The organism is Micromonospora sp. NPDC049497 (assembly GCF_044465805.1).
Lineage (GTDB): Bacteria > Actinomycetota > Actinomycetes > Mycobacteriales > Micromonosporaceae > Micromonospora.
Window position 1 is genome coordinate 415,393 of record NZ_JBITMC010000003.1, and the last position, 25,733, is coordinate 441,125.

General features: G+C 70.3%; 34 protein-coding genes. 20 read left to right on the plus strand and 14 right to left on the minus strand.

Going from position 1 to position 25,733, the window contains the following annotated elements; genetic code table 11:
* Positions 1 to 14 precede the first annotated feature (14 nt).
* The 3 genes from purM to amcA all read left to right on the plus strand — a co-directional run bounded on the left by purM (position 15) and on the right by amcA (position 2,644).
* Positions 15 to 1,169: a phosphoribosylformylglycinamidine cyclo-ligase gene (gene purM / locus ACIBR0_RS07520; RefSeq protein WP_357031465.1), complete on the plus strand. Its 1,155-nt coding sequence runs from the start codon at positions 15 to 17 to the stop codon at positions 1,167 to 1,169.
* 166 nt (positions 1,170 to 1,335) lie between these two features.
* Positions 1,336 to 2,439 carry a cyclophane-forming radical SAM peptide maturase AmcB gene (gene amcB, locus ACIBR0_RS07525; protein WP_396713281.1) on the plus strand — a complete coding sequence of 368 codons (1,104 nt, stop codon included), beginning with the start codon at positions 1,336 to 1,338 and terminating at the stop codon, positions 2,437 to 2,439.
* Positions 2,408 to 2,644: a multiple cyclophane-containing RiPP AmcA gene (amcA, locus tag ACIBR0_RS07530; RefSeq protein WP_357031468.1), complete on the plus strand. Its 237-nt coding sequence runs from the start codon at positions 2,408 to 2,410 to the stop codon at positions 2,642 to 2,644. Before amcB ends, amcA begins: the two co-directional genes overlap by 32 nt.
* A gap of 141 nt (positions 2,645 to 2,785) precedes the next feature.
* Here amcA and ACIBR0_RS07535 read toward each other — a convergent pair whose 3' ends face one another.
* Positions 2,786 to 3,001 (minus strand): DUF3073 domain-containing protein, encoded by a 216-nt coding sequence (locus ACIBR0_RS07535; protein WP_357031472.1) that lies wholly within the window; start codon positions 2,999 to 3,001, stop codon positions 2,786 to 2,788.
* A 302-nt stretch (positions 3,002 to 3,303) separates the two neighbouring features.
* Complete coding sequence (locus tag ACIBR0_RS07540) at positions 3,304 to 4,386, minus strand: Glu/Leu/Phe/Val dehydrogenase (RefSeq protein WP_396713202.1); 1,083 nt, start codon at positions 4,384 to 4,386, stop codon at positions 3,304 to 3,306.
* Positions 4,387 to 4,621: 235 nt separating this feature from the next.
* Between ACIBR0_RS07540 and ACIBR0_RS07545 the strand changes: the two genes are divergently transcribed.
* The gene (locus tag ACIBR0_RS07545) at positions 4,622 to 5,461 is read left to right on the plus strand and encodes a hypothetical protein (RefSeq protein ID WP_357031478.1); all 840 of its coding nucleotides are present in this window, start codon (positions 4,622 to 4,624) and stop codon (positions 5,459 to 5,461) included.
* Between the two features lie 250 nt (positions 5,462 to 5,711).
* Positions 5,712 to 5,921 (plus strand): BldC family transcriptional regulator, encoded by a 210-nt coding sequence (locus tag ACIBR0_RS07550; RefSeq protein ID WP_007073996.1) that lies wholly within the window; start codon positions 5,712 to 5,714, stop codon positions 5,919 to 5,921.
* A 95-nt stretch (positions 5,922 to 6,016) separates the two neighbouring features.
* Here the strand turns inward: ACIBR0_RS07550 and ACIBR0_RS07555 are convergent, their stop codons facing one another.
* A complete protein-coding gene (locus ACIBR0_RS07555; RefSeq protein WP_396713205.1) occupies positions 6,017 to 6,397 on the minus strand; it encodes a PPOX class F420-dependent oxidoreductase in 381 nt (126 codons plus the stop codon).
* 54 nt (positions 6,398 to 6,451) lie between these two features.
* Here ACIBR0_RS07555 and ACIBR0_RS07560 point away from each other — a divergent pair, with 54 nt between their 5' ends.
* Positions 6,452 to 7,231, plus strand: coding sequence for a class I SAM-dependent methyltransferase (locus ACIBR0_RS07560; protein ID WP_357031484.1), 780 nt, complete (start codon positions 6,452 to 6,454; stop codon positions 7,229 to 7,231).
* 79 nt (positions 7,232 to 7,310) lie between these two features.
* Here the strand turns inward: ACIBR0_RS07560 and ACIBR0_RS07565 are convergent, their stop codons facing one another.
* On the minus strand, positions 7,311 to 7,607 hold the full coding sequence (locus tag ACIBR0_RS07565) for a hypothetical protein (protein ID WP_396713207.1): 297 nt from the start codon (positions 7,605 to 7,607) through the stop codon (positions 7,311 to 7,313).
* Positions 7,608 to 7,885: 278 nt separating this feature from the next.
* Between ACIBR0_RS07565 and ACIBR0_RS07570 the strand changes: the two genes are divergently transcribed.
* Both ACIBR0_RS07570 and ACIBR0_RS07575 read left to right on the plus strand, forming a co-directional pair.
* Positions 7,886 to 8,785 carry a 3-hydroxyacyl-CoA dehydrogenase family protein gene (locus ACIBR0_RS07570; protein ID WP_396713209.1) on the plus strand — a complete coding sequence of 300 codons (900 nt, stop codon included), beginning with the start codon at positions 7,886 to 7,888 and terminating at the stop codon, positions 8,783 to 8,785.
* On the plus strand, positions 8,782 to 9,525 hold the full coding sequence (locus tag ACIBR0_RS07575; protein ID WP_396713211.1) for an enoyl-CoA hydratase/isomerase family protein: 744 nt from the start codon (positions 8,782 to 8,784) through the stop codon (positions 9,523 to 9,525). Before ACIBR0_RS07570 ends, ACIBR0_RS07575 begins: the two co-directional genes overlap by 4 nt.
* 61 nt (positions 9,526 to 9,586) lie before the next feature.
* Here the strand turns inward: ACIBR0_RS07575 and ACIBR0_RS07580 are convergent, their stop codons facing one another.
* Positions 9,587 to 10,933 carry an ABC transporter substrate-binding protein gene (locus tag ACIBR0_RS07580; protein WP_396713213.1) on the minus strand — a complete coding sequence of 449 codons (1,347 nt, stop codon included), beginning with the start codon at positions 10,931 to 10,933 and terminating at the stop codon, positions 9,587 to 9,589.
* Positions 10,934 to 11,087: 154 nt separating this feature from the next.
* Here ACIBR0_RS07580 and ACIBR0_RS07585 point away from each other — a divergent pair, with 154 nt between their 5' ends.
* Together ACIBR0_RS07585 and ACIBR0_RS07590 are read left to right on the plus strand one after the other, a co-directional pair.
* Positions 11,088 to 11,477 carry a hypothetical protein gene (locus ACIBR0_RS07585; RefSeq protein ID WP_357031497.1) on the plus strand — a complete coding sequence of 130 codons (390 nt, stop codon included), beginning with the start codon at positions 11,088 to 11,090 and terminating at the stop codon, positions 11,475 to 11,477.
* A 54-nt stretch (positions 11,478 to 11,531) separates the two neighbouring features.
* The gene (locus ACIBR0_RS07590) at positions 11,532 to 12,233 is read left to right on the plus strand and encodes a DUF2786 domain-containing protein (RefSeq protein ID WP_396713215.1); all 702 of its coding nucleotides are present in this window, start codon (positions 11,532 to 11,534) and stop codon (positions 12,231 to 12,233) included.
* A 14-nt stretch (positions 12,234 to 12,247) separates the two neighbouring features.
* On the opposite strand, the gene ACIBR0_RS07595 is transcribed toward ACIBR0_RS07590, so the two are convergent.
* A complete protein-coding gene (locus ACIBR0_RS07595) occupies positions 12,248 to 12,763 on the minus strand; it encodes an SRPBCC family protein (protein ID WP_396713217.1) in 516 nt (171 codons plus the stop codon).
* Between the two features lie 179 nt (positions 12,764 to 12,942).
* Between ACIBR0_RS07595 and ACIBR0_RS07600 the strand changes: the two genes are divergently transcribed.
* A complete protein-coding gene (locus ACIBR0_RS07600; protein ID WP_396713219.1) occupies positions 12,943 to 13,896 on the plus strand; it encodes a hypothetical protein in 954 nt (317 codons plus the stop codon).
* A 25-nt stretch (positions 13,897 to 13,921) separates the two neighbouring features.
* Here ACIBR0_RS07600 and ACIBR0_RS07605 read toward each other — a convergent pair whose 3' ends face one another.
* Together ACIBR0_RS07605 and ACIBR0_RS07610 are read right to left on the minus strand one after the other, a co-directional pair.
* Positions 13,922 to 14,608 (minus strand): cation transporter, encoded by a 687-nt coding sequence (locus ACIBR0_RS07605; RefSeq protein ID WP_357031510.1) that lies wholly within the window; start codon positions 14,606 to 14,608, stop codon positions 13,922 to 13,924.
* A complete protein-coding gene (locus tag ACIBR0_RS07610; protein ID WP_396713221.1) occupies positions 14,605 to 14,994 on the minus strand; it encodes an ArsR/SmtB family transcription factor in 390 nt (129 codons plus the stop codon). The genes ACIBR0_RS07605 and ACIBR0_RS07610 overlap by 4 nt, the downstream gene beginning before the upstream one ends.
* A 94-nt stretch (positions 14,995 to 15,088) precedes the next feature.
* Here ACIBR0_RS07610 and ACIBR0_RS07615 point away from each other — a divergent pair, with 94 nt between their 5' ends.
* From ACIBR0_RS07615 to ACIBR0_RS07635, 5 genes are all read left to right on the plus strand, one after another.
* Complete coding sequence (locus ACIBR0_RS07615) at positions 15,089 to 15,439, plus strand: DoxX family protein (RefSeq protein WP_396713223.1); 351 nt, start codon at positions 15,089 to 15,091, stop codon at positions 15,437 to 15,439.
* Positions 15,440 to 15,521: 82 nt separating this feature from the next.
* Positions 15,522 to 16,049 (plus strand): SigE family RNA polymerase sigma factor, encoded by a 528-nt coding sequence (locus ACIBR0_RS07620; RefSeq protein ID WP_396713225.1) that lies wholly within the window; start codon positions 15,522 to 15,524, stop codon positions 16,047 to 16,049.
* Entirely contained in the window at positions 16,046 to 16,924 is an 879-nt protein-coding gene (locus ACIBR0_RS07625; RefSeq protein ID WP_396713227.1) for a hypothetical protein, read from the plus strand. The genes ACIBR0_RS07620 and ACIBR0_RS07625 overlap by 4 nt, the downstream gene beginning before the upstream one ends.
* Positions 16,925 to 17,258: 334 nt before the next feature.
* The gene (locus tag ACIBR0_RS07630) at positions 17,259 to 17,801 is read left to right on the plus strand and encodes an RNA polymerase sigma factor (RefSeq protein ID WP_396713229.1); all 543 of its coding nucleotides are present in this window, start codon (positions 17,259 to 17,261) and stop codon (positions 17,799 to 17,801) included.
* Complete coding sequence (locus tag ACIBR0_RS07635) at positions 17,801 to 18,814, plus strand: CU044_5270 family protein (protein WP_396713231.1); 1,014 nt, start codon at positions 17,801 to 17,803, stop codon at positions 18,812 to 18,814. Before ACIBR0_RS07630 ends, ACIBR0_RS07635 begins: the two co-directional genes overlap by 1 nt.
* Positions 18,815 to 19,066: 252 nt before the next feature.
* Here the strand turns inward: ACIBR0_RS07635 and ACIBR0_RS07640 are convergent, their stop codons facing one another.
* Entirely contained in the window at positions 19,067 to 19,507 is a 441-nt protein-coding gene (locus tag ACIBR0_RS07640; protein ID WP_396713232.1) for a tyrosine-type recombinase/integrase, read from the minus strand.
* A gap of 357 nt (positions 19,508 to 19,864) precedes the next feature.
* Here ACIBR0_RS07640 and ACIBR0_RS07645 point away from each other — a divergent pair, with 357 nt between their 5' ends.
* A complete protein-coding gene (locus ACIBR0_RS07645) occupies positions 19,865 to 20,953 on the plus strand; it encodes an IS110 family transposase (RefSeq protein ID WP_396713234.1) in 1,089 nt (362 codons plus the stop codon).
* A 42-nt stretch (positions 20,954 to 20,995) separates the two neighbouring features.
* Here the strand turns inward: ACIBR0_RS07645 and ACIBR0_RS07650 are convergent, their stop codons facing one another.
* The 3 genes from ACIBR0_RS07650 to ACIBR0_RS07660 form a co-directional block, all read right to left on the minus strand.
* A complete protein-coding gene (locus tag ACIBR0_RS07650; protein WP_396713236.1) occupies positions 20,996 to 21,577 on the minus strand; it encodes a hypothetical protein in 582 nt (193 codons plus the stop codon).
* A gap of 695 nt (positions 21,578 to 22,272) precedes the next feature.
* Entirely contained in the window at positions 22,273 to 22,545 is a 273-nt protein-coding gene (locus tag ACIBR0_RS07655; protein ID WP_396713238.1) for a tyrosine-type recombinase/integrase, read from the minus strand.
* Between the two features lie 32 nt (positions 22,546 to 22,577).
* On the minus strand, positions 22,578 to 22,766 hold the full coding sequence (locus ACIBR0_RS07660; protein ID WP_396713240.1) for a hypothetical protein: 189 nt from the start codon (positions 22,764 to 22,766) through the stop codon (positions 22,578 to 22,580).
* Between the two features lie 107 nt (positions 22,767 to 22,873).
* On the opposite strand from ACIBR0_RS07660, the gene ACIBR0_RS07665 reads away from it, so the two are divergent.
* Positions 22,874 to 23,413, plus strand: a complete 540-nt coding sequence (locus ACIBR0_RS07665) for a UTRA domain-containing protein (protein WP_396713283.1) — start codon at positions 22,874 to 22,876, stop codon at positions 23,411 to 23,413.
* Complete coding sequence (locus ACIBR0_RS07670) at positions 23,410 to 23,916, plus strand: nucleoside deaminase (protein ID WP_396713242.1); 507 nt, start codon at positions 23,410 to 23,412, stop codon at positions 23,914 to 23,916. Before ACIBR0_RS07665 ends, ACIBR0_RS07670 begins: the two co-directional genes overlap by 4 nt.
* Positions 23,917 to 24,272: 356 nt before the next feature.
* Here the strand turns inward: ACIBR0_RS07670 and ACIBR0_RS07675 are convergent, their stop codons facing one another.
* Together ACIBR0_RS07675 and ACIBR0_RS07680 are read right to left on the minus strand one after the other, a co-directional pair.
* Complete coding sequence (locus ACIBR0_RS07675) at positions 24,273 to 24,632, minus strand: hypothetical protein (protein ID WP_396713244.1); 360 nt, start codon at positions 24,630 to 24,632, stop codon at positions 24,273 to 24,275.
* A gap of 617 nt (positions 24,633 to 25,249) precedes the next feature.
* Positions 25,250 to 25,414, minus strand: a complete 165-nt coding sequence (locus tag ACIBR0_RS07680) for a hypothetical protein (protein WP_396713246.1) — start codon at positions 25,412 to 25,414, stop codon at positions 25,250 to 25,252.
* Positions 25,415 to 25,578: 164 nt separating this feature from the next.
* On the opposite strand from ACIBR0_RS07680, the gene ACIBR0_RS07685 reads away from it, so the two are divergent.
* The coding region (locus tag ACIBR0_RS07685; RefSeq protein WP_396713285.1) for a helix-turn-helix domain-containing protein at positions 25,579 to 25,733 on the plus strand (155 nt) is incomplete at its 3' end.

Genomic DNA, 25,733 nt, shown 5'->3' on the forward strand with positions numbered 1-25,733 from the left:
CAAAGGGGAGAACCGTGACGCACGTGTCCGAGCGCAGCGGCGCAGGAAGCAGCCCGACCGGCGCCGGCGGCGACCGCCAGCCGTGGACGGCCGGCACCGGCCGCCCGGCCCGCAAACGCTCGGTCTCGTACGCGGACGCCGGCGTGTCGATCGAGGCGGGCGACCGCGCGGTGGAGCTGCTCAAGTCGAAGGTGAAGCAGACCCGGCGGCCCGAGGTGATGGGTGACCTGGGTGGCTTCGCCGGCCTGTTCCGGCTGGACACGAAGAAGTACAAGAACCCGATCCTGGCCTCCTCGACGGATGGCGTGGGCACCAAGCTGGTGATCGCGCAGCAGATGGACATCCACGACACGGTCGGCATCGACCTGGTCGCCATGGTCGTCGACGACCTGGTCGCCTGCGGTGCGGAGCCGCTGTTCCTGCTGGACTACATCGCCACCGGTGAGGTCGTGCCGGACAAGGTCGCCGAGATCGGCGCCGGCATCGCCGACGGCTGCCGGTACGCCGGTTGCGCCCTGCTGGGCGGCGAGACCGCCGAGCACCCCGGTGTGCTGCGCCCGGACGAGTACGACGTCTCCGCGACCGGCGTCGGCGTGGTGGAGGAGAGCGACATCCTCAGCCCGGAGCGGGTCGAGGTGGGCGACGTGGTGATCGCGATGCGCTCGTCGGGTCTGCACTCCAACGGATACTCGCTGGTCCGGCACGTGCTGCTCGGCGCGGGCCGGATGCGGCTCGACGTCGTGATCGACGACTTCGGCCGGCAGCGGACGCTCGGTGAGGAGCTGCTGACCCCGACGAAGATCTACGCACAGGACTGCCTGAAGCTGATCGCCGAGGCCGAGGTGCGGGCGCTGGCCCACGTGACCGGCGGCGGCATCCCCGGCAACCTGGTGCGGGTCCTGCCGGAGCACGTCGACGCGGTGGTCAACCGTTCCACCTGGAAGCCGCAGCCGATCTTCGACCTGATCCAGTCCAAGGGCCGGATCGAGGACCCGGAGATGGAGGCGACCTTCAACATGGGCGTCGGCATGTTCGCCATCGTCTCGTCCGAGGACGCCGACCGCGCGCTGGCCACGCTCACCGGCCGCGGCGTCGAGGCGTGGCAGGCCGGCGAGATCATCGAGGGTTCCGGGAACGTGCAGATGATCGGGCAGCACACCCGGGGATGATCACGCTCCGGTGATCGTCCGGGCACTTGATCAGGGGTTCACCCGAGTGGCCATCGCCGCCTAGCCTGAAGGGCACCCTCAACTCCGCCCTGCAGCTTCGGTTGCCGGCGGACCTTCAGGCGACGGTAGGAGGGCGATGGCTGCTCGGGGACGTTCGACCAGCGGGATGCGCGGCCTGGCCGCGGTTCCGTCGTACGTCGTGATGCAGCCGACGACCCTCTGCAACCTCGACTGCGCGTACTGCTATCTGCCGTTCCGGGCGTCCGACCGGCGGATGGCGGTGGCGGTGGCGGAGGCGGTCGCCGCCTCGGTCAACCCGTGGGCGGGGGCGGGACGGTTCTCGGTGGTGTGGCACGGCGGGGAGCCGCTCGCCGTCGGCCGGGAGCACCTGGCCGCCCTGCTCGCGCCGTTCGCGCCGGAGGTGGAGCACCACGTCCAGACCAACGCCACGTTGATCGACGACGAGTGGTGCGCGTTCTTCGTGGAGCACGGGATGCGCGTGAGCGTGAGCGTGGACGGGCCCCGGGAGCGCAACGGCGACCGCGTCACCCGGGCCGGTCGGCCGGCGTACGACCGGATCGTGCGCGGCATCGCGGCGCTGCGCCGGCACGGGCTGCCCTTCTCGGCGCTCGCGGTGGTGGCCCGGCCGGAGCCCGGCCTGGCCACGGAGCTGTACGAGTACTTCCTCGACCTGGGCTGCGACGTGCTCGGCGTCAACATCGAGGAGACCGAGGGCGTCAACACGCGCGACAACACCTGGGACGCGGCGACGGTGACGGCCTTCTGGGCGGAGCTGGTGGCAGCGTGGCGCCGGGCGCCGTCGATCCACCTGCGGGAGGTCGAGTGGTCCCTGCGGTACGCGGCGGCGGTGCTCGACGGCACGGCGGACGGTCTGCTGCCCCGTCAGCTGGACCCGATCCCGACGGTCGGGCACGACGGTTCGGTGACCGTGCTCTCGCCGGAGTTGGCCGGATTCACCGATGCCCGCTACGGCGACTTCAGCAGCGGCAACGTGCTGACCGCCCCGTTGGGGCAGATCCTGCGGGGCGCGGAGCGCACCCCGTGGGTCGGCGAGTTCCTCGCCGGTGTGGAAGCGTGCCGGTCGAGCTGTTCCTACTTCGGCTTCTGTGGCGGGGGCCACGCCGCCAACCGTTACTTCGAGGTGGGGCGTTTCGACGGTACGGAGACCGAGCACTGCCGCAACAGCAAGATCCGCCTACTGGAGGGAGTGTTGGAGCATGCCCGAGACCACGAGTCACCGGCAGCCTGAGCGCGGGGCGGGAGCCACACCGGACGAGGTCGCCGACCGGGTGCGGGACGCCGCGTCGGGCCTGACCGCGCTGCTGTACGAGGCCGAGGCCGCGCGAAGACTGCGGGCCGAGGTGGCGGGCGGCGACGGCGCGAGCGCGGTCTGCGCCTGGAACCACTTCGAGAACATCCCGACGTTCTACAACTGGAACAACCGACCACGCTGAGGGTGGCCGGGATCAGGGACCTACCGTGGAGCCGGAGGGATGTCCGGCACGGCAAGGTCCCCGATCGTCGGTCTGCTGCCGCTCCCGACGGGCACACGCGTGAGCACGCGGTGCTACCGCGTGCTCAGCTGCGACGGGAGGTCAACGAGTTGGGCGGACCCAGTGATCCGGGTCCTCGTCCGCGTGATCCTCATCATCGTCGTCGACATACTCTTTGTAGTCGTCGTCGAAGTTGTGCTCAGACTTACCAGCACCCGCCAGTTCGCGCTGCAAGGCGGTGAGGTCGGTGTTCGGGGAGTGGTACTTCAACTCCCGGGCCACCTTCGTCTGCTTGGCCTTAGCACGGCCGCGCCCCATGGCTCGACCCCCTCGCACAGAATGCGGGGCAGCCCGAAGGCGGGCCCCGATGACGTCAGGCATCTCTCGTGGCTCTTACGGTACATGGGGATGCCGCCGTTCGGCACCTCGGGTTACCGTCGACCGGCTCCGCGCGTCGCGGTGATCCGGCCGTCACAAATTGTACCCGGTAAGGGGTGAAGCCGGGAGCGGCCGTGACACCGGACAAACGCCATCAAACTGGTCTCATGTCCAGCTTAACGGTGTGCCCGACCCGGAGGTGGGCCCGGGGGCGGAAACGGCCGCTCCGCCCCCGGTGACACTCACCGCAGGCGGATCGTGCGCAGCCGGCCGATGTCGGCCATCCGCCGCTCCGCGAGCCGGTCGGCCGCCACCGCCGGCGGGACGCCCTCGGCGTCGGCCAGGCGGAGGATCTCCCGGGTGGTGTCGAAGATCTTCGTGGCGCGCAGCTTGGCCCGGTCGAAGTTGAAGCCCTCGATCTCGTCGGCCACCTGGATCACGCCACCGGCGTTCACGACGTAGTCGGGGGCGTACAGGATGCCCCGGTCCGCGAGGATCTTCTCGATGCCCGGGTGCGCCAGCTGGTTGTTCGCCGCGCCGGCGACGACCTTCGCCCGCAGCGTCGACACCGTGTCGTCGTCGAGGGCGCCGCCCAGCGCGCAGGGCGCGTACACGTCGATGTCGGCGGCGACGAGCGCGGAGGCGTCGTCGACGAGCGCGACCTGCGGGTGGGTGGCGCGAACCCACTCCAGGGCCTTCGGGTTGACGTCCGTCGCGACCACCTCGGCGCCGTCGTCCAGCAGGTGGGCGACCAGGTACTTGCCGACCTTGCCCAGGCCGGCCACGCCGACCCTCTTCCCGTGCAACGTCGGCGCGCCCCAGGCGTGCTCGGCGGCGGCGCGCATGCCCTGGAAGACACCCCAGGCGGTGAGGATGGAGGAGTCACCGGCGCCGCCGTGCTCCACGCTGCGCCCGGTGACGTACCGCGTCTCCCGGGCGACCACGTCCATGTCGGCGACGTAGGTGCCGACGTCGCAGGCGGTGTAGTAGCGCCCGCCGAGCGACTCCACGAAGCGCCCGTACGCGCGGAGCAGCGCCTCGCTCTTGATCTGCTCGGGGTCGCCCCAGATGACCGCCTTGCCTCCACCGAGGTCCAGGCCGGCCAGGGCGTTCTTGTACGCCATGCCGCGCGACAGGTTGAGCACGTCGGCGAGGGCGGCGTCCTCGTCCGCGTACGGGTAGAACCGGGTGCCGCCGAGCGCGGGGCCGAGCGCGGTGGAGTAGATGCCGATGATCGCCTTCAGGCCGCTCTGCTTGTCCTGGCAGAACACGACCTGTTCGTGACCGCTCGATTCCTGGTCGACGGTGCTGGCGAAAACGCCCATGACTCGCTCCTGGTGTGGGGTGCGGGGTTGCTTCCTTGTGGGACGCGGACCTGTGGATGCCGGCGGGATGGTGCCGGTGTCGCTGAGCCTAGTATCGGCCGATGTCGTCCGGCCGACCCACGGCGGGCGTGACCGTGCCGCCGAGGGCGGCCCCGGCCGTCCTGGCTGGGGATCGCGGGACGCGCGACCGCGGCGCCGGTGACGGGCCGGTTCCAATTCGTGGGAGGATCGCGCCGTGCCGTCGCTTTTCGCTTCGTATCTGCGGGTGTACGAGCCGCTGACCGCCTTCGACCGGGACCGCCAGTCGTACTGGCGGCGCTATGTCGAACAGGGCCGGGCCGTGGCCCCCGGTGAGGGGCCGGGCCGGCAGCGGACGTCGGTGATCGCCGCACTCGGCGCCGGCTGGACGCGGCTGCCCGACCTGCCGGACGAGGCGTACGTCCTGGAGGCCGACGACACCCTGCTGGTCTGCCCGTGGAACCTGCGCATCCGGGTGGCGGAGGCGGCGCTGAACGCGCGCGACGGAGTGCCGCCCGTGCTGGCCGACGCCTTCGTCCCGCCGGTGCTCGCCGGCCAGGCCAAGGCCGTGGTGGAGGACTGGCGCAGCGGCGCGCGGGTGCTGGAGCACGGCGTACCCCGCGTGCACGAGCAGATCGCCACCTGGGGCGTACCCCTGCGGTGGTTCGTGCTCTTCGACGCCGAGGAGCGGCACCACGTCACCCGGCCCGACCGTCGGGCGCTGCGCTACCGCACGGAGATCTCCAAGGCCCGTCGTCGCTCGTCGCGGGCACTGTCGGTGCTGCGCAAGTCGGTCGGCGAGGCTCCGATCACCGAGGCGGTCGAGGAGGCGGCCCGGTGGCTGGAGGAGTTCCATCCGCGCTCGGTGGTGGAGCTGGACTACGGCGGCCTGGTGGACCTGCTCTCCGACGAGACGCTGGCCGCGGACGATTCGCCGGAGCTGGTCGCGACCGGCCTCGCCGGCCTGTCGCGCGGCGAGGCCGAGGACGCGTCGGCGGCGTACGACAAGCTCGTGGCCCGGTGGCGGGCCGTGCAGCTGCTGGAGCGGTGCAACTAAGGCAAATCACCCAGGGAGCGCTCCCAAAGCGAGTTCGCCTCGTAGTTGACGCATCACGAACCGTGGTCATGAGTCCGAATAAGGTACTTTCTGCCGTGTAAAAGTCGCATAATTCGGGCATGGTTCATCCGTCCGTCTAGGGACGTTCGGCCGTTCGGCCCATGTCGGACATCGGGGACTAGCCGGACCATGGGAGACGCGTCGGCCGGCGGGACCCCGGCCGATGTCTATACATGTGGAGGAGTGACCGATGGCATCGCGAACGCACGAACCAGAGCCGCTACTCACGCCGGCCGAGGTGGCGTCGATGTTCCGTGTCGACCCGAAGACGGTGACCCGGTGGGCCAAGGCTGGCAAGCTCAGCGCCATCCGCACCCTCGGCGGACACCGTCGGTACCGGGAGTCGGAGGTCAGGGCCCTGCTGCAGGGGCAGATCCCCCAGCAGCGCCAGGGAGACTGACCGACCGGGAGCCAACCGGGCGAGCTACGCGAAGGGCGGTGGACCGAGGGTCCGCCGCCCTTCGGCGTGACCGGACCCCGGATCCCCGAGACCGGTCACTCCGGCACGGTGATCCGGATGCCGACAGTGCCGCTCTCGCCCCGGCGCAGCCGGCTGCCGAGCAGGCTCAGCCGCCCCAGCAGCCGGTACTTCTTCTTCAGCAGGTCACGCACCCGGCGGGTGTCGGAAGCGCCGTACAGGGTGGCGTGCGCCGGGACGGCCGGGCCGTGCGGTCGGCCCCGGACGTCGCACGGCGCGACGGTGACGTCCCCGCTGCGCCGGATCCGCTTCACCTTGCCGGAGTCGGACACCGTCCAGACCGCCAGCGCGTCGCCGTCGCGTACCGCCCACACCGGGGTCGGCACCGCACGACCGTCCTTGCGGAAGGTCGTGAGCAGGATGTACTTCTCCGCCGACAGGCGGTCCAGCGTCGTCACGCGGCAAGGATACGGCGGCTGCGGCCCGATGGGCGTAGCGATAGCGTTTACCCCGTGACGGGGCAACCACGAGTCGGTGACGTCTTCGGTGAACTGCTGCGGGACGCGCTCGCCGTGGCCACCGGCATCGGGCCACGGCCACTGGCCGGCGGGCGCCTGCCCCGGCCGGTCATCGAGGTCATCGAGCGCGACGACGGCCTGATCAACGGTGCGCCGGCCGCGCACTACCTGGACGGGCCGGCGGACTGGCAGCCGCACGACCACCGGGCGGTGGACCGCGTACGCGGAGCCACGCTGGACGTGGGCGTCGGCGCGGGGCGGATCGCCCTGCTGCTCCAGGAACGCGGCGTACCGGTGACCGGGCTGGACACCTCGCCCGGCGCGCTCGGCGTGTGCCAGCGTCGGGGCGTACGCGACCTGGTCCTGGGCACCGTCGACGACCACGCCGCCGAGGGCCGTCGGTACGACACGTTCCTGCTGCTCGGCAACAACCTCGGCCTGATCGAGGGCCGGGAGCGGGCGCCGGGCTTCCTGAGCGCGCTCGCCGCGCTGGCCCGGCCCGGCGCCCAGGTCATCGCGCACGGCACCGACCCGTACGGGACCCGGGACCCGGTGCACACCGGCTACCACGAGCGCAACCGCCGCCGGGGTCGCCTCGGCGGGCAGCTCCGCCTCCGGCTGCGCTACCGGGAACTCGGCACCGAGTGGTTCGACTACCTGGTCTGCTCGCCGGAGGAGCTGGCCGAGCTGGTGCACGGTAGTCCCTGGCGACTGACCGACGTGGACGACCAGGACGCCCCGTACTACCTAGCGACCCTGCGGCTGCGCGGCTGAACCGACGACGCACGCTTCGGGCGTTAAGAAGGGCCCCCTGCTGTGCACGAGGCGTTAAGCGGGGGCCCTTCCTTACACCTCAGACCTGGACGGTCGGGGGGAGTTGCTGCGGGGGCAGGCCGCCGTCGCCGTCGACCACGGCGTCGGGAGTGCCGTCCTCGTCGAGGTCGACCATCGTGACGTCGACCTTGCCGTCGTGGTCGGTGTCGAACTGGAAGAGGTCGGCCTTGCCGTCGCCGTCCGTGTCGACCACCCAGACGTCGGTCTGACCGTCGTTGTTGGTGTCGGCGCGCAGCAGCTCCACGCGCTCCTCACCCCGGGTCTCCACGGTCTCCACCGTGTCCGTGCTGTGCGCCGTCTCCGGTGCCTGGCTCATGTCGACTCGTCCTTCCCTCGGTTGATCGGCGTTGTACCCGATCCGGTCCGCCCCCACGCATGCCGCCCGGTCCGCCGCTGCATAGGGTCCCCACATGACCGAGTGGAGCGAGCGTCGGCGCGCCGAGCGTGGCGGCACGAGCGGGCGGAGGGGCGCGGGTGATCCCCGTGGCGCCGCCCAGAGGATCGGGGAGGCGTCATGAGCGAGCGGAGCAAGCGAATCATCGGGTGCGGCGCGTTGGTGCCTCATGCCGGCTCCTCGCGGAGCGAGGAGCCGGCATGAGCGAGCGCTGTGTCGTGGTCGGAGCCGGGACGATGGGGCTGGGCATCGCGTACGTGGCGGCGGGCGCCGGCCACGCCGTGGAACTGGTCGAGGTGGACCGGGAGCGGGGGGCCGCCGCCCTCGCGCGCCTCGGCGAGCTGTGGGACCGCGCGGTCGGGCGGGGGAAGCTCACCGCCGACGAGGCCGCCGCGAACCGGGCCCGGGTGACGCTGCGCGCCGCCCTCACCGAGGTCGCCCCGGAGCCCGCCGTCGCCATCGAGGCCGTACCGGAGCGGCTCGACCTCAAGCGCGCGGTCCTCCGCGACGCCGAGGCCCTGCGCCCCGCCCTGCTGGGCAGCAACACCTCCAGCATCCCGATCGGCGAGCTGGCCGAAGGGCTGGCCCGGCCGGAGCGCTTCCTCGGGCTGCACTTCTTCAATCCGGTGTGGGCGATGGCCCTGCTGGAGGTCGTGGTCGGCCCGGCCACCGCGGAGGAGACCACCGCGGCGGCCGTCGCCCTCGCCGGCCGGTTGGGCAAGGACCCCGTCGTCGTACGCGACATGCCCGGCTTCGCCACCTCCCGGCTCGGCGTGACCCTCGGCCTGGAGGCGATCCGGATGGTCGCCGACGGGGTGGCCGACCCGGCCGACATCGACAAGGCGATGGTGCTCGGCTACCGGCACCCCGTCGGTCCGCTGGAGTTGACCGACCTGGTCGGGCTGGACGTACGGCTGGACATCGCCCGCACCCTCCAGGCCGCGTACGGGGACCGGTTCGCGCCGCCGCCGCTGCTGGAGGCGATGGTGGCGGCCGGACGGCTGGGCCGGAAGTCCGGGCAGGGCTTCTACCGATGGGTGGACGGGAAACGGGCCGGCGCAGCCGACCTGGCCGGACTGCTTGGCGGGGGTGACCGGTGAGCGGGCTGCGGGTCGAGGAGGGTCCGGACCGGTTGGTCGTCACCCTGGACCGGCCGGAGAAGCGCAACGCCATCGACGCCGACCTGATCGGCGCGTTGCACGAGGTGTGCGCCGAGCTGGAGGCCCGACCCCGCCTGCTGCTGCTCACCGGCGGCACCGAGGGCATCTTCGCCGGCGGGGCGGACATCGGGCAGCTGCGTGCGCGCGGCCGGCTGGACGCCCTCGCCGCCATCAACTCGGCGGCCTTCGCCCGGATCCGGGCACTCCCGATGCCGACGGTGGCGGCCGTCGACGGGCCGGCGCTGGGCGGGGGCGCCGAGCTGGCGTACGCGTGCGACCTGCGGGTCTGCACGGACCGTGCGGTGTTCGGTCAGCCGGAGGTGCGGCTGGGCATCCTGGCCGGTGCCGGCGCGACCCACCGCCTGCCGGCGCTGGTCGGCGAGGCGCGGGCGAAGGAGCTGCTGTTCACCGGGCGGCGGGTGGACGCGGCGGAGGCGCTGCGGATCGGTCTGGTCAACCGGGTGGTGGCCGAGCCGGCGGAGCTCCTGCCCACCGCGCACGGGCTGCTGGACGAGATGGCCAAGGGTTCCGCGCTGGCGCTGCGGTTGACCAAGCTGGCCGTCGACGCGCCGGCCGCCGCCCATCCCCACGTCGACCTGGTCAGTCAGGCGGTGCTCTTCGAGGACGAGGAGAAGCACCGGCGGATGACCGAGTTCCTCGACCGGCGACGCTCCGGCTGACCCCGGAAACGCCGACGGCCGCACCGGGCAACCGGTGCGGCCGTCGCCGTTCACGCCCTGGTCACTGCCGGAACTGCACGCCCGCGTCGGCCAGCCCGCGGATCACCGCGGCCGACTCGCCGAAGCCGATGATCAGTACGGCGTCGGCCCCGAACTCCTTGATGTCCCGGGCGCCACCGCCGAACTCGACCGGGGTGACCTCGGCGTCCTCGGGCGGGGCGTAGCTCAGCAGCTTCACCCGGTCCGAGGAGATGCCCGCCTGCTCCAGCTCGGCCCGCACCGTCTCCTGGAGGCCCTTGCCGTACGAGTCGTCGCGCGCCACGATCGCGATCTTCCGCGGGCCGTCCCGGAGGATCACATCGGCCAGCGCCCGACCCTGGAGGTTGTCCGGCGGCGCGGTGCGGAAGTACAGACCCTTGTCGTCCAGCTCGGTCAGGCTGGCGTCGGTGTTCGACGGGGAGAAGAGGATCCGCCCCGCCTTCACCACCTCGGGCAGTACCTCCCGGGAGATGCCCGACGCGCCGGCACCGATGATGACGTGCACGCCCGCCTCGACGTGGCTGGCCACGGTGGCCTTGGCGACCGTGGGGTTACCGGCTTCGTCACCGTCGATCCAGACCGCCGGCTCGCCGAGCACACCACCGGCGGCGTTGACGTCCTTCATCCCCAGCGCGGCGCCGGCCGCCATCGGCGGGTTGGCGATGGCCAGGTCACCGGTCTTCGGCATCAGACCGCCGAGGACGAGCGGCGCACCGCTGCCGGGGGCCTTGTCACCATTCTGCTTCTTCGGCTTCGGCGGCTTCTTCGTGCTCGCGGCCGACTCGCTCCCGGCGCCGACGAACTCGGTCTTGCCGTCGTTGAGCTGCTGCCCGTCGAAGTGCAGGGTGGCGTAGCTGGCCGTGGCCGGCTCACCGGCGTCGGTGAAGCCCGCCCGGGTCATCGAGACGCTGCGGTACTCCACGTCCTTGCCGGCGCGGGCCAGCGCCAGGCAGCTCGCCGCCGTCTCGCAGCGCTCACCGCCGTTGGTGACCCCGACGATCTGCTTCGCGACGGCGGCCGGGTCCGTGGTGCCGGCGAGCTGAGCCGCGATCGCGCTGATGACCACCGCGTCGTACGCCTCGGCGGCGTACAGGTAGTCGGTCAGCGTCGCATCGACGGACCGTAGCCGCTCCTTGAAGCTTTCCGGCAACGGCGTCAGAGGGGTGGTGCCCTTCATGCCGTCGACCAGGTTGGCGCGCTCCTTGAGCTCCGCGGCGTACGAGTTCAGCATGTTGCCGTCGCTGCCGTAGAGGCGCACCTGGGTGTTGGTGGCCTCTTCGGGCTTGGCGGTCCCGCAGGCGCTGGTGGCGAGCAGGATCGTCGCGCAGGCGGCCAGGGTGGCTGCCCGCGAGGCGCGTGTCATGAACATGGTCGTCCTTCCTCCGGCGAAGGTCCGCTGCGCAGATTAGCGTGCCGGTGACGGCGGCCGGTTCACGGAGGTCAGTCAATCCGCAGGTCCACCCACTTAGTCACGAAGAGTGACCACTTTTCGGGTGTTGACCGGCGGTCCTACCGTGCCGTGGGTGACCGAATCGCCACAGCAGACGTTCGACGACGCGGCCGCCGTGCTCCGCTCCGCGCTCGCTGGGGACGGCGCCGGCGTCACCGACACGTTCGACGCGGTCGTCGACCGGTCCGGCCTCGCCGGCGCGTACGGGGTGGCATGGTGCCTCGCCGCGACGATGGTGGGGGAGGTCACCGCGCCGGGCCCGTGCGCGCTGGACTTTCCCGGCATCGACGAGGCCGGCTACGACGCCCGGTGGGTGGCCCGCTTCGTCAGCGCGTACGCGAACGCCGACGACGACACCGGTGCGGCGCTGTTCGGTGCGGCGGCGGCCGACGGGCTGCTGCCCGACTGCCTGCTCACCCTCGCCGGCTCGACGATCGCCACCCTGCGCAGCCGCACGGACTGATCAGAGGCCCGGGCCGCCCGTGCGCCCGCACCCGGACGTGGTAGTCCTGTGGACATGTCCGAGGCGATGCTGAGCAAGGTGCGCAAGTTGCTCGCGCAGGCCGAGGACTCCGCCTGCACGCCGGCCGAGGCGGCCGCCTTCACCGCCAAGGCGACGGAACTGATCGCCCGTTACGGCGTGGACCGTGCCCTGCTGGCCGCCCGCGACCCGGCCACCGACCCGGTCGGCGACCGGGTGGTCGAGGTCGTCGCCCCGTACGCCCGGGACAAGGCCGGCCTGCTCGCGGCCGTCGCCGACCCGCTTCGCTGCCGGTGCGTCCGACGCCGCAGTGGCACCGGCTTCGCGATGCACCTCTTCGGCTTCGCCAGCGACCTGGAACGGGTCGACCTGCTCTTCACCTCGCTGCTGGTGCAGGCCGCACACGGGTTGGCCGGTGCGCCGGTGCCGCCCGACGAGCATCCCGCCGCCTTCCGGCGCTCCTGGCTGGTCGGCTTCGCGCAGGTCGTCGCCGTACGGCTGCGGACGGCCGAGGAGGACGCGGCGGCCGACTCGGGCGGCCCCTCCGTGGCGCTGGTGCTGGCCGACCGGTCGGACCGTGTGCAGCGGCGGCTCGCCGAGGTCTACCCCCGGCTGCGGACCGCCGCGCCCCGGCGGCTGGCCGGCTCCGGGTTCGGTTCCGGGGCCGAGGCGGGCCGGCGGGCGGATCTGGGCGGTGCCCGGGTCGGCACCGACCCGCGTCAGGGCATCGGCCACTGACGGTCCGGTGCGGGTCAGCCGGCGCCGCGGACGGCGGTCGCGGCGTAGCGGGAGAGCAGTTCGTGCCAGCCGGCGGTCAGGGCCTGGCGGTAGCCCTCCGCCGCCTGCCCGTGCCGGTCGAAGTGGCGGTGCTCCACCTCCACCCGTGTCCGGTGCGGGCCGTCCGGGTGGAAGAGCACCTCGACCTCGCTCGCCCGGGACGGGTCGGGGACCGGCACCCGGTCGGCCCCGATCTGCCAGGTGAAGACCAGCCGCCGCGGCGGGTCCCAGGTCAGCACCCGACCCCAGTCGGAGCGGAAGCCGTACGGGCCGATCTCGTAGAGCATGCCGCCCGGCCGGGGTTCCATCCCCAGCTCCGCCAGGAGTCCGGGACCGGACCAGGTGTACTCGGTCACCCACCAGTCGGTCATCGCCTGCGTGAAGACCCCGAACGCCTCCTCGGGCGTCGTGGGGACCAGGAGGGTGCTGCGTAGCGAGAACCGTTCGAGATCCTGTCGGACGTCGGCCGGCTCGGCCATCTCCTGTCCCATAGGCCCGGACCATACCGGCTCATGCCCGGCTGTGCACTTGCGCGAACGGCCCTACCGGACGGCCAGTTGATTCTCCGACACCAAGCGTCACCACGCTCCGGGCGGGTGGCCGGGATGGGCGGAGGGAAAGCGGGTAAGCGCGGCGACACGTGACGGGCGGTGGAGGCGGAGCGGAGACCATGGGCGACGACGAACAGCAGCGGGGTTCGATGCGGGCGGTTCCGGGCGAGGCCGGCGCGGAGCCGGACGTCCTGCTCGACATACCCGAGGTCTCGGTCGACTCGATCCGGCTGGCGGTCGACGGGTTGGACGCCGACCTGTCGTTGCGGGCCCGGTTGGCCAACCTGCTTCAGATCGACGCCGGCGTGCGGGTGCACCTGGAGGGTGTCGAGCTGGACATCAACGGTGTGCACGCCGAGGCACTGCTCAAGGTACGACTGGAGAAGGTCGCGGGGATCCTCGAACGCGCGTTGGCCACCATCGACCGGAATCCCCAGATCATCGGGGACCTCTCCAGGGCTCTGGCCGTCCCCGTCGACGACGTGAACCGTGCGGCGCGCCAGATGGCCACCGGCGCGGAGGTCTCGGCGGCCTCTCGGCGGCACGGCCGTCCCACGGAGACGTTCCGTGCGCCGCGTGCGCCGGAGGCCGGTGAGGCGACGGAAGAGCTCGGCCAGCAGGTCGGCGCGATCGGGGCGGTCGCCGACCAGGGCCGGCGCGAGGCGGGTGCCGCGCCGGGTGCCGGGCCGGGTGGTGCGGGTGCCGAGGCGGGCGGTGCGGGTGCCCCTCCGCGTGGTACGGGCGCGACCGGGCCGTCGGCGCGTGGAACCGGTCTGGCCAGCGGCTCGGGCGGAGGCGGCGAGCAGGGGGAGGCGGTCCGGGCCCGGGAACGGAAGGCCACGGCGGACCAGGATCGGGAGCATCCGCCGGAGGCGGCCGGACCGGACCGGCCACCGACGAGCGGCGCCGGCAGGGACGACGAGCGCCAGCCCGAGCAGCCATCGGCGGGCGGCGCGGCGCCGAGTGCCGCCTACCTCGCCGAGCAGGCGAGCGAGACGCTGCGGCAGGCCGGACGGAGCGTCTGGGAGGCGATCCAGGGCGGTATGGCACACCGCCGCCAACAGGACCGCTGATCCGTCCGCGGAGCGTCCGCCGTGGTCATGCCTCCGGCGCGGTGCAGCAGTCGTCGGCGCAGCCCGGATCCGGGCCGTCGATCGGCAGGGACGCGCAGTCGTCGCAGTGGTCGCCCCGCCACGCTTCGACCCCTTCCTTGACCGCGACCCCGGCGATGACGAGCGCGGCGATCGGGTCGGCCCACGACCAGCCCCAGACGGCGTTGAGGACCAGACCGACGAGGAGCACCACGGACAGGTAGGTGCACAGCAGGGTCTGCGTCGAGTCCGCCAGGACCGTCGCCGAGCGGAGTTCCCGGCCGGTGCGGCGTTTGGCGCGTACGAGCAGCGGCATCACGATCAGCGACGCGACGGCGAGGCCGATGCCGACCGGGCTGGCGTCGGCGTCCCCGCCCGCGAGCAGGGATCGCGCGGCGTCGACCGTGACCCAGAGAGCCAGGGCGAAGAACGACACGCCGATGAGCCGTAGCGCCAGCCGCTCCCGACTCTCCGGCACGCGGGAGCGGAACTGCCAGATGAGCACGGCGGCGCTCGACACCTCCACGAAGGAGTCCAGGCCGAATCCGATCAACGCGGTCGACGAGGCCGCGACACCGGCGGCGATGGCGACCAGGCCTTCCAGCAGGTTGTAACCGGCCGTGGCGTAGGCCAACCACAGGCTTCGTCGGGACAGCACCGCCCGGCGCTCCGGGGTCAGCACCGACGCGCTCACGGCGTCACCCCCGCGGGAGCGTCGGCCGGTGTGCCCGCCGGTCTGCCGGCCGGTCTGCCCGCCGGTATGCCGTAGGCCGGGCACAGGGCGACGGCGTCACCCGTGGCGGCGAGCACCTGTTCCGCGGAGCGCAGCAGGTCCAGCAGTTCCGGTCGAGTCAGGGCGTAGAAGGACTGGCGGCCCTCGACGCGGAAGTCGACCAGGCCGCAGTCCCGGAGGCAGGCGAGGTGCTTCGACACCGTCGACTGTGCCACGGCCAACTCGCCGGTCAGGTCGACCACCCGTGCCTCGCCCGTCGCGAGCCGACGCAGGATGGCCAGCCGGGTCGGGTCACCCAGGGACCGGAACAACGCCACTGCCGGACTGACACCACAACCAATCGCCATGCCGCGATGATAGTCGCTGGTGGCGATGCTTCGACCGGTGGCGGTCACATCCCACACCACCGGCTCGTCCGTCAGGAAAACACGGAGGAGAGCCATGTTCGCCACTTACGTCACGGTCACCATCCTCGCGTCGGTCTTCACCGGCATCGCCGCCGTCACCTATCTGATCGGCCACGACTATCCGAGGGCCCAGGCGGACATGAAACGCGTGCCACGGTCGTGGGTGCCCATGCTGGGCATGGTGCTGGCGGCGGGTTCCTCGGGGCTGCTGGCCGGGTTCGCCGTGCCGCTGCTGGGCACCCTCGCCGCCACCGGTCTCATGCTCTACTCCGTTGGCGCGCTCGTTGCACACCTGCGCGTCGGTTCCCGCCAGCTCGTGGGGTGGGCCGTGTTCTTCTCCACCTCGGTGGCCGCACTGACCGTGAACCTGGCCTACCGCTGGTGATTCCGGGGGTGCCAGATGCGGTTGCCAACAGAAGAGCCTCGACTTGAGACAACCTTTTCCGTCGTTGTTGCATGTAAGAGGCGTGACGGACCAATCCGAGCTACATACGAGAGCCGATGCGGCGTACGTGGCGTTCGTTCAGGAGGCCTGGCAACGCCACATCCGCTTGGCGATGCTGCTGACCGGTGATCGGCTGCGGGCCGAGGAGCTGCTCCAGGACAGCCTGGTCAAGGTGTACGAGCGGTGGCGGCGGCTGTCGCGGATCGACGACCTGCATGCCTATCTACGGCGTTCCCTGGTCAACAACCATGCCGCCAACTGGCGGCGTCGGCGGCGGGAACGCCTCGTGGCGGAGGTCCCCGACACCGCTGCGCCGGGAGGTGGCACGGACCACGACGTGATGGTCCTGCGCCGGGCGCTGCTGTCGCTGCCACCGAGGCAGCGGGCGGTCGTGGTGCTTCGGCATTACGAAGACCTGCCGGAGCGGGAGGTGGCTCGGGTGCTGGGCTGCTCGGTGGGCACAGTCAAGAGTCAGCACTCTCGGGCCATGGAGAAGCTCCGTCACCTCATGGATCAACCTTCCTACCGCGAGCAGGTGAGATTGGCATGAAGAGCTTCGATGAGCGACTCGCCGACGGGTTGCACGGCATCGTCGACGGGGACCTTGATTCGTCGCCGCCGTTGGGGGCGCTGCTGGAGCGGGGCCGGCGGGCGCGCCGCCGCCGGACCTCCGCAATCGTCAGTGGGACCCTTGCGGTGCTGGCGCTCGGCGCGATCGGTACGGCGACCCTCGTGCAGCCGTCGACGCCGGACCGTTCCGGCGTCACTGTGGCGGCCCCCGAGGTCGTGTCTTCGCGGATGGAGCTGGCCTCCGCGACGGAAGCGAGCGCGAGCATCAGTTACAAGGTGAAGGTCACGGCCAGGAGTGCGGCGGACGCCAGCACCGCCCAGGTCACCGAGGGTGCGTTCGACCCCCGGACCGACACCGGGCAGCTGAGTTCTCCGTCGCCGGGAGCTGGGGTCGTCTATCTCGAGCGGCTGGTCGACGGTGTCCGCTTCGTCAGCTCCTCCGGCTCGAAGGACGTGTGGAAGCAGTACCCCGGCAGGCACGACAGGCTCGCCTACCACCGTGCGTTGAGCGGCGCGGTGGGTGCGTCGGCGGATCCGGAGCAGCTGTTCGACGCGCTGCGGCAGGACGGCGCCAAGGTCACCCGGGTCGGTCCCGACGTCTACCACTTCACCAGCACGACGTCGGTCGACAACCGGTACGGCACGGAGACGGTGACGTTCGTCGGTGACGTGACCCTCGACGCGGACAAGCGCATCGCGAAGGTGTCGTACGAGCTGACGCGCAAGGGGCAGTTCCGGCCGGGGGTCAAGGGCGGACTGGCCTACGGCGGCACCGATGTGGTGACCGTGGAGCTGTCCGAATACGGCACTCCGGTGCAGGTTGATCGGCCGGCCAAGGTGGTCGTCGTCAAGTAGGTCCTCCCGGTCGTGGCGGCGAGTTGACGCGCGTTGTGGCCCGGGTGACTCAGGGATTACTCCTTTGCGGCAGCACGCTCAGGTCCGAGAACCCGGGGCTGAGCGTGCTGCCGCGCGCCAGGGGTGCGCGGGTTGACCACACAAGCAAGATCTCCACCGGCGTTTCCGCAGGTGGGGATCGCTGCAGTCCGGCGAAAGCCGTGCCCAAGCTCTGACACGGCCCGCTGATGAGGCCTGTCTGCCTGGGGTGGCTGCCGGTAATCATCGGGCTGGGGGTGACACAAGCCAGGGTGAGAGCTCGTCAACCAGGCAGGGGTTGTGGATGGGTCCACCGGTGAAACGCGACGAGGATTGGTTCACCAGGGTCTACACGGCCCAATACGGACACGTGGTGAAGTACGGACAACGTCGGCTTGCCGACCCGGATGCAGCGGCCGAGCTTGCTCAGGACGTGTTCGTCATCGCCTGGCGGCGTCGCCGCGAGGTCCCGGACCGCAGCCTGCCCTGGCTGTACGGGGTGGCCCGGCGTCTGCTCGCGAACCAATGGCGGGCTCGGAGGGCCGCGCCGGACGTACTGCCGATTACTGACGCTGGCCACAAGCAAGAGCCGAGTTTGCCGGGCGCCGACGCGAGCGTGGGCGTCGCCGATCTCCAGGCCGCCCTGGCCACCCTCGCCGACCTCGATCAGGAAATCCTCCGGTTGGTCGGTTGGGAGGAGTTGACGGTCTCCGAGGCCGCTCAGGTCCTCGGCTGTACCCGTACCACCGCCGCGGTGCGCCTGCACCGGGCTCGCAGACGCCTTCACAACGCCATGTCGCACCCAGCTTCACCGCCGGCACAGCAGCCGATGTTGGCAAGTCCCCGAAAGGCCATGTGATGTTCGGAGAAGAGCGAACCCGCACCCTCCTCAAGCCGATCGACCCGGCCCGGCGCAGCGCCATAGCACCGCCCCGGCTGCCGGCACACGACCTGATCAACCGCGCGGAGGCTCTCGCCGAGCCGGTCGCCCATCGCCGTCAGGCACGTCCTACCCGGCGGCTGGTTCTGGCCGGGACGCTGGCCGTAGCGGTCGGCGCCGCAGCAATTGCCCAGACCATCGGTCCGTCCAACCCGGATACCTCGGACATCGTCAGTCCCCCCGCAGCGGATCCAGGGGTGGTGCTCGTGCCGGTGGCGTATGGCTCTGGCACCCGTGATGCCGGAAGCCAACTGCGCGCGATGGCGAACAGGCTCGTCGACGCGGAGTACGACAACCGCGGCGGCCGGTACATGTACCACCACACGAAGACGTGGGGCGACCCAGTGATGACATCCCCCGACGGTCGCTATCACGTAGCTTTCGCACACGAGACCAAGGTCTGGCAGGCGGCCGACGGGACCGGTACTCAGGTTACGACTCAACTTGAGCCGCAGTATCCGGACCCGGAGTCGCGGGTCTACTGGCAGCGCAACCTCAAGCCTGAGGCTGCCGCCTCCGCTACCCCCGCGCCTGACAGCATTCCGCTGCCACCGATCGACCTCGCGCCATTGCCGTCGGGTCGGGCACAGCTGAACGACCTACTCAAAATCAGGTTCGGTGGCAGCGCCGTCAGCAAGGAAGTCAGCACGGTGTACGGGCGGTACGTCGTACCGCGTCAGACGCGCGCTGAGATCCTGCGGGTCCTTGCCGACGTGCCCGGGTTCCTGTGGCGCGGACCGGTAACCGATCGGGCCGGTCGGAACGGTGTAGCCATCACCTTCGACGACCGCGAGCACAACCAACAGTCCCTCCTGATCTTCGACCCCAAAACCGGAGAACTGCTCGCCCACGAGCTACTGGCACTCTCGCCGGTACGGATCAGCGCGTACCAGGTGATCCTCGACACCGCCTGGCTCGATCGGGTCAACTGATCCTGCTTGGTGCCGGGGCCACTCCTGCGGGGGTGGCCCCGATTCGCATCTCCACCTCCCGCCGGGGCGGAGGGGGCAGGCGGAACCTGCGGCGGAAAGCAAAACGCCGACCGGCGTTTCCGCTGGTCGGCGCTGCTGTAGCCCGGCGAAAGGCTATGTGGCCAGGGGCGGGGCCGAACCGCCGACCTTCCGATTTTCAGGCACCCACATTTCCGCAGGTCAGGAAGCCGCCGGAGGTCGCCGTGCGACCGGTCATGCGATTAGCTCCGCATCGTGATGTGCGGGGGCCAGGCGTGCGACATCACCGTGCGCGGCCAGCTCCGACAGGGCCTTGGCGATCTCCCGGTCGCGGCCGTCGACGGCATGCAGGTACCGGCGGGCCGCCGCCATGGACGAGTGCCCGAGTCGCTTCATCAGGTCAGCCAAGGTCGCGCCGGTCTGCGCGGCGAGGGTCTGACCGGTGTGCCGCAGGTCGTGGAAGGTCAGATCATCGAGACCTACCTTCTTCCGCGCCCGGACGAACGCCTGATACAAGGTGTTGCCCCGCAGCGGCGTCCCATCGCGGCTGACGAACAGCCGATCCGTGCCCGCGTACTGATCAAGGCGGCCCGCAAGCGGGCCGGGCCGGCCGCGCTCGGCCTGCTGGCGGCGCAAGCGCCGGCATCGGCCGGCGCGCCGGCCGATGAAGGGCATGCCTCCGGCGGGGGCCAGACGACTCCGAGATGGAGTTACCGAGCGAGTTCCGGTTCGTGGGTGGTGGGATGCCATCCCGCCAGCCACCGACCCAGGCGAGCCGAGCAGACCAGGGCCGGGCTGACAAGGTGTGGGTCGGCGGCAGACAGTGAGGATGGTGGGGTGGGTCGCCGGGTTGGTCTGACTCACCGGCAGACCGACGGTTGCTGTCCTCATCCCGATTCGTCGGCCGGCTCGGTGGCGCCGGCAGCTGCATGTCACCGGTCAGGCGTCGTGACCTGATAGGAGCCTGTGAGAGAGGCGCCCACCACTGTGTTGTCCGCATCGCCTGACCGATGACGTGTCCACGGATTCTCGATGCAGACGAGAAGGGCGGACCTCACCAGCATGGCAGCCAAGAAGCGATCTGTAATCGGTGGTGTCGACACCCACCGCGACACGCACCACGCTGCGATCATCGACAGCACCGGCGGGCTACTGGGCGACGCCGAGTTCCCGGCGACCACCGCCGGTTACGCGGATCTGCTGGCCTGGATGCGCTCCTTCGGACGGGTCACGGCCGTGGGCGTGGAGGGCACCGACAGCTACGGCACAGGCCTGGCCCGTCACCTGGCCAGCAAGAAGATCGCCCTCGTGGAGGTGGACCGGCCGGACCGCCGTGCCCGCCGACGCCAGGGCAAGTCCGACCCGATCGACGCCATCGCCGCCGCCCGCGCGACCCTCGCCGGCACCGCCCTGGGCACTCCGAAGACCCGCACCGGACCTGTCGAGGCCATCCGCGCCCTCAGGGTCGCTCGTCGAGGAGCGGTCAAGGCCCGCACCGCCGCCTTGAATCAGATGCGCGGCCTGGTGGCCGCTGCCCCCGAACCTCTGCGAGCCCACCTGACCAGGGTCAGCGCCGCCGTGCTGGTCAGCCGATGCGCAGCACTGACCTACGACCCGGCCAGACTTCACGAGCCGGAACCCGCCACCTCCGCAGCCCTCGTCGGGCTCGCCCGCCGGGTCACCGCCCTCACCGAGGAGATCACCCTCCTCGACCGGCAGGTGACACCCATCGTCCAGAGCGCGGCACCCCGCACCACCGCGTTGTTCGGCGTCGGCCCCGAGGTCGCCGCCCAGCTGCTGACCACCGCCGGCGACAACCCCGACCGACTGCACTCCGAAGCCGCCCTCGCCCACCTCTGCGGCGGCGCAGCACCCATCCCCGCCAGCTCCGGACGGGTGCGCCGCCACCGCCTCCACCGAGGAGGCGACCGCGGCGCGAACCACGCCCTACACACCATCGCCCTGTGCCGCATGCGCTACGACCCACGCACCCGCGCCTACCTGCACCGACGCATCGCGGAGGGTCTCAGCAAGCAGGAAATCCTCCGCTGCCTCAAGCGCTACATCGTCCGGGACGTCTACACCGCCCTACGCGCCGACTTCGCCGCCTTGACCGCTTGAACCTCCATAGGAGCATCGGGATGGCAGCGAGGGCGGAGGCGGTCAGGCCCGCCACGTCGGATACCACCGCAGAATTTTTTCCGCCGGCTTCGGCGGCTTCTGCTCTCTTTCCTGCGAGGCAGCGGCCTCTGGATCCTCCGGTGTTCTAAACGGTTCGCCTAGGCGACGAACGATTGCTGCCAACGCGAAGGCGAAAGCAACCAGCGCGTCGGCCCAGAGAAGCCTGAGTTCACCGTCAATCGCGGAGCCGTACCCCGCGAGTAACGTCGCAAGGAAGCAGACGGAAGTAACCGTCGAGACCATCACGAGCCAGCGAGGGGTATCGGCACGCCACTGCGGCCTTGGGGGTGCCTCAGTCTGACGGTTTTCGCTGCGTTGTTCCCACCACCGAAGCAGCGATGCGCCCGCTGCCATCCATATCCACGTCATTGCGAACCCGCGTAGGCTGAACTCTTGTGGCGGCAACTCACCGAAGATCCGGTTCATCACGAGTACCAGAAGATGCCCGCTGCCGAGTATTACGACCAACCCGAACAGTGGGCCCCACCAGCCGACGCGCCAGCTTCGTCTTCTAACCAACGGCGTGCTGTGCCCCCTGTCGGAGCCGCCATCCGGGGTGCCCATGGAGCACAGTATGAAGGTCTGCTGGCGTTGCCGTGGGAGCCGCGGACTGGACCGGACGGGCCGGACCGATCGAGTTGCCGAGCGCTTGAGGACCAGGACCAGGCGGACGGCGTCGGACGATCTCGGGCGGTCAGGCCCACCACTTCGGGTACCACCTCAGGACCTCTTCCGCAGACTTCGGCGGCTTGGACTCCCGCTCCCGCCACGCAGCAATGGCAGTCGGACCATGAGCCACCAGTCCCCCGGCGAGGAGAAGTGGCGACGTGACCTGTTCGGGCCAGCCCAGCCACAACCCGACACCCGCCGCAAGCAGGAGCAGAAGCCCTGCGAGCTGCGTCATCCGGAGACGCGGGCGCTTCATGCCTGCAAGTCTACGTTTGATCGACAACGAGGCCGAGCCCCGAAGCTGGCAGCGGCGACGGGATGGCGGCAGAAGCGGGGCGGCGTGTGATCTGCGTGCGATAAGTGGCGGTGATCACGAGCCAAGAGCGGTCAACCAAGGGCAACGGCGACCGACGCAGCGAGGGCACAAAAGCAAGATCCCCACCGGCGTTTCCGCTGGTGGGGATTGCTGTAGCCCGGCGAAAGGCTATGTGGCCAGGGGCGGGGTCGAACCGCCGACCTTCCGATTTTCAGGCACCTGCATATCCGCAGGTCAGAGTGCCGACGAAGGCCGACGTGCAACCGACGTGCAACTAGCTCCGCACTGTGATGTGTCGAGGCAGCCGTGCAACATCACCGTGCGAAGCGAGTTCCGACAGCGCCTTGGCGATCTCCCGGTCACGGCCGTCGACGGCGTGCAGGTACCGGCGAGCTGCCGCCATGGACGAGTGCCCGAGTCGTTTCATCAGGTCGGCCAGGGTCGCGCCGGTCTGCGCGGCGAGGGTCTGACCGGTGTGCCGTAGGTCGTGGAAGGTCAGATCATTGAGACCTACCTTCTTTCGCGCCCGGACGAACGCCTGATACAAGGTGTTGCCTCGCAGGGGCGTCCCATCGCGGCTCACGAACAGCCGGTCCGTGCCCGCGTACTGATCCAATGCAGCCGGACCAGCGGCACGACGTGGGGCGGAATGGCGATCGTCCGCTTCCCAGCCTCCGACTTGGGATCCTTGTCGAACGCCTGCCCAAGAGCGTGCAGCGGTTCGACGCGAGCCTTCCGAACCGTAATCGTGTGCTCGGTCAGGTCCACGTCTGAGACGCGGAGGCCGGCGATCTCACCGCGGCGCAGGCCGCACCACGCGGCGATGAGAACAGCGGTGGGTAACGCGGGTTGATGGCGTCGACCAGGGCGACGACCTGAGCGGGCGTGGCGACTGGCCGTTCAGCGAGCAGGAGTTCCGCTCCCGCTATGACCAGGTAGAGGCCGGAGCGGACCTGGCCGAGCTGTTCCGGATCGAGCCGACAGACCTGCTGCTGCGGCGGCGCTACGACTCGACCGACCGGGCGACTGGCTTGCTCCTCTCGTCAAGCGTTTCATACATGCCGGTTGCGCTCATCAGCTCAAACCCCGCGCTCCTGGACGAAGCCAACGAGCCGCGGCCGGGAGGAACCCAACACCAGCTCTCCACGGTCGGCATCGAAATCATGACCATGATTGACGAAGTAACCGGTCGGATGCCGACCACTGCTGAGGCCCAACTCTGGGGCTTGCCAGATGGCGTTCCCTTCATCCTCTGCCGACGCATCTCCCTGGACGCCAACGAGAGAGTCGTCGAAGTATCCGACGCTGAATACCCGGCCGACCGGACCGAACTCCGATTCGTCACCCCACTCAAGCCCTGGCCCAAGCGCAGATCCGGCGGCAAGCCGTCAGGGCGGCAAGGAGGAAGACCATGACCGCAGACCTGGACGCCCAAGACGAGCGGTTCCTGACAAGAGCCATCGAGATCTCACGGCGCGCGTTGGAGGACGAAGGCAAGACCCCGTTCGGAGCCATCGTCGTCATATCCGGAGAGATCGTCGGCGAAGGCACCAGCAGCGTTGTCGAGCTGCGAGACCCGACCGCACACGCCGAGGTCATGGCCCTGCGTCACGCAGGCAGCAACCTCGGGCGACACCTCTTCGAAGACGGCGTCATGTACGCCAGCAGCGAGCCCTGCCCCATGTGCCTCATGGCCTGCTACTGGGCACGCATCCCCCGCCTTATCTTCGGGGCCACCAGCCACGACGTAGCCACCTACGGATTCGAAGACCTCCAGTTCTACCGCGAGGTCGCCCAACCGGCCGAGCGCCGTTCACTGCGCGAGGAAGTTGCCGAAGGAGCCCTCCGGGACCAGGCTGTCGACGTGCTACGCAAGTGGGCCGACATACTGCCATCACCGGTCGTGCCCAAGCTCTGACAAGGCCCGCTGCGATCCGACAAATGATCTGCGACAGCTCTCCGTCAACTGATGCGCGACAGGGTCGAGGCGTCTAGGTCCTAACTGGCCGGGAATCAACGCCGTGCCATGCAGCCGATGTCAGTGCATCCGATCATGCAGGCGGGGACCCTGAGCAATTCGGTTAGAACTACCGTGTGGTCAGCGTTGAAGAGATGCCCGCCTTGACTGCCGTGCTCAAGTGGTGGACGCCTGAAGTTCGGGGTTATGAGGCCGGCGTCGCCGCCGCACGGCCGAGCTGATCCACCGGTCGCGCCGGTGGATCAGCTCGCATCCGCCCCGTCGAACGAACGACGGGCACCCTCAGGCTGGCAGCGTCACGGACAGCGGTCGCCTTCCAGCACGAGCAGCGCCTTGTAGTCCGCGCCGGCCGGCGGCTTCCCGAGCGACGTCATCGGCACGTCGAAACTTCGAGCCCCCTCGGCGCCAGGCGCCCGCACCTTGACATAGAGCATCTCGGCGTTCTCGCCCACGGACGCCACGCCGTCCTGGTCACCGGCGCGGAGTGTGACCCACTGGGTCGTAGTCTCGCGCACCGTGTCCAATTGGAGCTCGACGTCTGCGCCGCACTGGTTGACCGCGTCCACGCTGATGGCCTGCTGGCATCCACCGAGACTCAGCCCGATTGCCGCCACAGCCAGGGCCGCGATCAATCGGTGTCGGGGGGACTTCACCATGGCCAGCCTCGCGGTCGCTCTCCCTGCCCGTAATTGTTCCCGACATGGTACGCCCGCCGCTCCCAATACACGCTCGGTGATCGGCGAACAGGGAACCATCTGCACTTGCCGTGATCAGCGCGCTGAGGCGCGGCGAATCAGTTGGCGGACGAATGCCGCGCATCAGTCGACGGAGGACATCTGACAAGGTCCGCTGACTGCCGAATTGACCTCTTAAGGATCAAGGCGGCCCGCAAGCGGGCCGCGCCGGCCCGGCCCCGGCCTGCTGGCGACCTCCGGCCGGCATCGGCCGGGCCGGCCGGCCACGCTGACGGAAGACAAGACCCTGGTAGACCTCGGGGCTCCGCCCCGAACCCCGGCCCTCCTCAGAGATGCCGCCGCGGATCCCCTCGCCGGGCACCACAAGGGCTACCAGCCTCCCCGGACGGGGCCAAGGTCGTTCGTCCGGTAGGGCGCTCCACCTTGTCCCCGTCCGGGGAGGCTGGACGGTCTACGACTGCCCGACGAGGAGATCCGCTATCGTGCCTGCCACGCTCTTACTTTGACCTCCAAGGGAGCATCGGGAGGAAGGCGGCTCGGCCGTTCGTCACCACGCTGGAATCAAAAGCAGCGCAAGGTCAGCCACCAGAGGTGTTCAGTAGTGACCTCATCGCGTTCCGGTAGTTCATCGACTCCTCACCGGACCTCATCCGCAGGCTAAACACCAACTCTGGCGACACACTTTCGGTCGAGGTCGGCAGCATCTCGAACAGTTCGGCCTGGCCACGCAACTCGTAGACCATCCAACTTGGCTGCCCAGCGGGCGGCGAAACCGCCAGTGAGTCAAGTTCCATAGCTACACCCAGCGCAGCTCCCATCGACCGGCGCAGGCGCTCGTGTCGGCTCCGCCTGAAAACTGACCCCGTGGTTCCGGCTGAATTTTGACCCCTTCCGGAAGCATCGGGAGGTGCTGAGCGTGGAGGACTGGGCGGAGATCCGTCGGTTGCACCGGGCGGAGCAGATGGCAATCAAGGCGATCTGTCGCCGGCTGGGGGTCTCGCGGAACACGGTGCGCAAGGCCTTGGCCAGTCATGAGCCGCCTCGCTATCAGCGGGCGGCGAA